Genomic DNA, 3,817 nt, shown 5'->3' with positions numbered 1-3,817 from the left:
TTCACCACGAACCGCGAAGACCCGCCAAACGCCTGGATCGCGCACATCGGCAGAAGCGCGCCGTCCGCCGCCTGACCTGATGCCTGGAGCCGAAGGTGGGCTTACGCGGGAGTCACGGGTGATGCTGCGCCTGGAGAGGCTCCTCGTACGCGCCGGCCGCCGTGGTAACCGTCGACGCCACGCCCCGGGGCCAGGTCCAGGCGGAGCGCAGGACGAACGCCAGGATCAGCACCTCGACCCCGATGGTGACGGCGTAGTAGAACGCCCAGTCCGAGGACGCCCCTGCCGCGTTGAACACCATGACGGGGACGTAGAGCGACGCCACGACGATATTCGTGGCGCGATTCGTTCGAGCGGGCAGCGTCATGGAGAGCACCACCATCAGGGCAGGGATCGCGATGACCACGAAGAAGGTGGTCATCAGTGTCGCGCTGATGTCGAACTCGAAGATCACGCCACCTCGGATCTCGTCGATCTCCCCGGGCTGGTAGAGGTGGAAGTAGTCGATGTAGATGACGAGGAACATGAGGCTGGTCCAGGCTGCCGCGAGCTTGGCCTGCACGGGAACCGGGGGGCTGTCGAGCAGGGTCGCGGTGGGGGTCCGGGTGGTCATCAGTCCTTCTTCCGAGAGGAGCGATCCGTTCGCCTGAGCGGCGGCGGGCCAGGGTGTCGAGCGGGGCTCGTACGGTGTACGGAATCTGTCGTACGCCGTACTATGGGCGTACGCTGTACGACTGTCAAGCCGTGCGAGGGAGCGAGGACATCCGTGGCTGTGAGCAGGCGACGCCAGGTCGCGTCGGACATCGGGCTGAGCAAGCAGCGGGTGGTCGTCGAGGCTGTCCGGCTCGCCGACCGCGAGGGGGTCGACGGGCTGAGCATGCGCCGGCTGGCCGGCGAGCTCGGGGCGGGCGCGATGTCGCTCTACCACTACGTGGCGAACAAGGAGGAGCTGCTGGACGCCATGATCGACGTCGTGTTCGCGGAGATCGAGCTCCCGCCCGAGGACACCGACTGGCAGTCGGCGATGCGACGGCGCGCGGTGTCCGCCCGCCAGGTACTCGCCCGCCACCCGTGGGCGATCAGCCTGATGGAGTCGCGGACGTCGCCGGGGCCGGCGCACCTCCGCCACCGCGAGGCGGTGACCGCCTGCCTGCGGAGGGCCGGCTTCTCGGTTCTCATGGCGACGCACGCCAACTGGTTGCTCGACGTCTACGTCTACGGGTTCGCCCTGCAGGCGGCCAGCCTGCCGTTCGACACCGCGGGCGAGTTCGCGGACATGGCCGAGGACGTCTTCCTGCCCCAGCTCCCTCCTGAGGAGTTCCCCTACCTCAACGAGTCCGCCGCGGCGCTGGTCGCTGCGGGCTACGACCCGGCAGAGGAGTTCTTCTTCGGCCTCGACCTCGTCCTGGCCGCCCTCGAGCCCCTGAGAGGCTCCGCATAGCCACGCTCACCGACCGTCGTGCGGCCCGTCGCCCTCGCCGAGCTGGGTCCGGGTGCGCGGATCAGCAGACGGGCGACCTGTACCCGGCGGCCGCGGGACGAGCGAGCTCATGGGCATCCGGCCGCTCACCCCAGCCAGCGCCGCCATCGCGGAGAGCCCGGGGTCCTGCGAGGGGTCCTCGCCGAGCGCGCGGGCGGCCTCGGCGACGTCGTCCGCGGTGAGGGTCGTGACGTCGGCGCGGTCGAGCGAGTCCGCGCCCCCGTCGCCCTGCGTCAGCCGCAGGGCCTGCCGGTTGAGCGCCTGCTCGAACAGGGTGCGGGCGAAGCGCGCGTTGCCGGACCCCTCGCCGTGGCGCAGGCCCCCGAGGATCCGGCGGAGCGTGACCTCGGCCCCGGGCTCCAGCGTGTACTCGTGCTGGGCCAGGATGGTCCCGAAGATCGCCTCGAGCTCGTCCGTCGAGTAGTCGGGGAAGCTGAGCTCGCGCGCGAACCGGGAGCGCAGACCCGGGTTGGAGAGCAGGAACGACTCCATCAGCCGGGGGTAGCCGGCCACGATCACCACGAGGCGGTGGCGGTGGTCCTCCATGCGCTTGAGCAGGATCTCGATCGCCTCGGGGCCGAAGTCGGGCCGCCCCTCGCCCTCCGGCGCCAGCGAGTACGCCTCGTCGATGAACAGCACGCCGTCGAGCGCGCGGCGGATCACCCGGTCCGTCTTGAGCGCGGTCGCCCCGACGTACTGCCCGACCAGCGCGGCGCGGTCGACCTCGACCAGGTGGCCCTTCTGCAGCAGCCCGACCGCCCGGTACATCTCGGCCAGGAGCCGCGCCACGGTGGTCTTGCCCGTGCCGGGGTTGCCGAGGAACACCAGGTGCTGGGACGTCGCCACCTCGGGCAGGCCGTGCGCCTTGCGGCGGGACTGCACCTGCAGGAAGGCGACGAGCGCCCGGACCTGCTCCTTCACCGTCTCCAGCCCGACGAGCCCGTCGAGCTCGGCCTGCACCGCCGAGAGCGGCCGGGCCGGGCCCGGACGGGGACCGAAGAGGTCCTCCACGGCCGGCGGCAGGCCCGGCAGCGGCCGTTGCTCGGCCAGGCGACCGACGGCGTGTCGCAGGTCGTCGAGCGGCTTGCGGCGGGCAGCCATGGGCCGAGCCTACGAGCCGTTCCCCGGGGTCCGCCCGGGGGGCGTCCGCGGCGCCGGGTCGTCGACCCACTCCTGCGAACGCGTGTACGCGGCGGCGCGGACGTCGTCGTCGTCCTCCAGGCCCGCACCGATCGCCCCGGCCACGGTCGCGAGGCTCGCCGTCAGCCACGCGAGGCGCCACCAGGTGCCGCCGTCCGGCGAGCGCCCGATCACCCCCGCGAGCACGCCCGAGTCGACCAGCAGCGCGGCCCCGAGCAGCGCCACGAACAGCAGGACGACGTGCAGCACCAGCACCCCGACCAGCACCGTGCCGGCGGTGGCGAGGTTGAACAGCATGACCTGCCGGCGCTCGCGGGCGCGGCGGGCCCGCTCCCACAGCTGGGCTCCCGCGATGAGTGCCACGCTCACCGCGGCGACCGACAGCACCGCGAGCAGGAGGAGGCGCCCGACGCCGAAGGCGTCCGCGAGCAGCCAGAGGTCCGTGGTGACCAGCGTGAGGACCGCCGCGGCGCCGGCCGCCGTCAGCGCCCGCGACAGGGGCGCGAGCAGCCGCCACGGCCGGTTCGCGCGGATCATGGCGAGCAGCAGGCCCGCGTTGCTGCCGAGCACGCGGGCGGCGAGCCGGACGCCGCCGGGCGCTGCGGCGTCGTCGTCGGCGGTGAGCTGGCGGAGGCGACCACGCAGCCGCTGGCCCTGCTTGTCAGCGGCGTCCCCGTCCGCCGCGCCCCGCTCCCCGGACTCCACGTCCTGCACGGGGACGTCGATCAGCTCACCGACCAGACGCACGACGGCGCCGCGCGTGCGGGACCGGACGTGCACCGCACCCAGGGCCGGCACGCTGACGAGCCCGACCCCGTGGACCGGGGCGGTCCGGGTGACGACGGCGCGCCGTCCGTCGAGCAGCGGCATCGCCGTCAGCCCGACGGCGAGGTCCCAGTCCTCGTCGAGCAGGCGGTCGCGCGCCGCCTCGAGCGTGTCCAGCGCGCCGGGGCCGCGGTCGGCGGTCGGGTCCGCCACGACGGTCACGTCCCAGGCGTCGCCGCCGACGGCGTCACGCAGCACCGTGTCCAGGTGCAGCAGCCCGTCGCCGAGGAGCTCCGTGAGCCGCGGGGAGACGAGGACGCCGAGCCGCACCGGCGGCACGGGCGGCTCCGGCTCGGGCTCCGGCTCGGGTCGGACGGGCTCCGGCTCGGGCCGTGCCCCCGGGGCGTCCGGCCCGGGCCGTGCGGGCTCGGG

3 protein-coding genes and 1 pseudogene are annotated in these 3,817 nt (G+C 73.5%); 1 reads left to right on the top strand and 3 read right to left on the bottom strand.

The features are described from left to right. Positions 1-112: 112 nt before the first annotated feature. Entirely contained in the window at positions 113-613 is a 501-nt protein-coding gene (locus N866_RS17210) for a DUF6326 family protein (protein WP_034228823.1), read from the bottom strand. 153 nt (positions 614-766) lie between these two features. Here N866_RS17210 and N866_RS17205 point away from each other — a divergent pair, with 153 nt between their 5' ends. Further along, positions 767-1,441 (top strand): TetR/AcrR family transcriptional regulator, encoded by a 675-nt coding sequence (locus N866_RS17205; protein ID WP_034228821.1) that lies wholly within the window; start codon positions 767-769, stop codon positions 1,439-1,441. 125 nt (positions 1,442-1,566) lie between these two features. Here the strand turns inward: N866_RS17205 and N866_RS17200 are convergent. After that, positions 1,567-2,581: pseudogene (locus tag N866_RS17200) on the bottom strand (AAA family ATPase). A 9-nt stretch (positions 2,582-2,590) separates the two neighbouring features. Beyond that, positions 2,591-3,715, bottom strand: coding sequence for a hypothetical protein (locus N866_RS21605; RefSeq protein ID WP_245612645.1), 1,125 nt, complete (start codon positions 3,713-3,715; stop codon positions 2,591-2,593). Between the last annotated feature and the right edge of the window lie 102 nt (positions 3,716-3,817).

The organism is Actinotalea ferrariae CF5-4 (genome assembly GCF_000603945.1).
GTDB classification, from domain to species: domain Bacteria; phylum Actinomycetota; class Actinomycetes; order Actinomycetales; family Cellulomonadaceae; genus Actinotalea; species Actinotalea ferrariae.
The sequence above is the reverse complement of the archived record's forward strand: the minus strand, read 5'-3'. Positions and strand labels throughout refer to the sequence as shown.

Excerpts from the sequence above, each read along its gene's own strand:
- N866_RS17210 (WP_034228823.1), bottom strand. The coding sequence starts at position 613 with ATGACCACCCGGACCCCCACCGCGACCCTGCTCGACAGCCCCCCGGTT.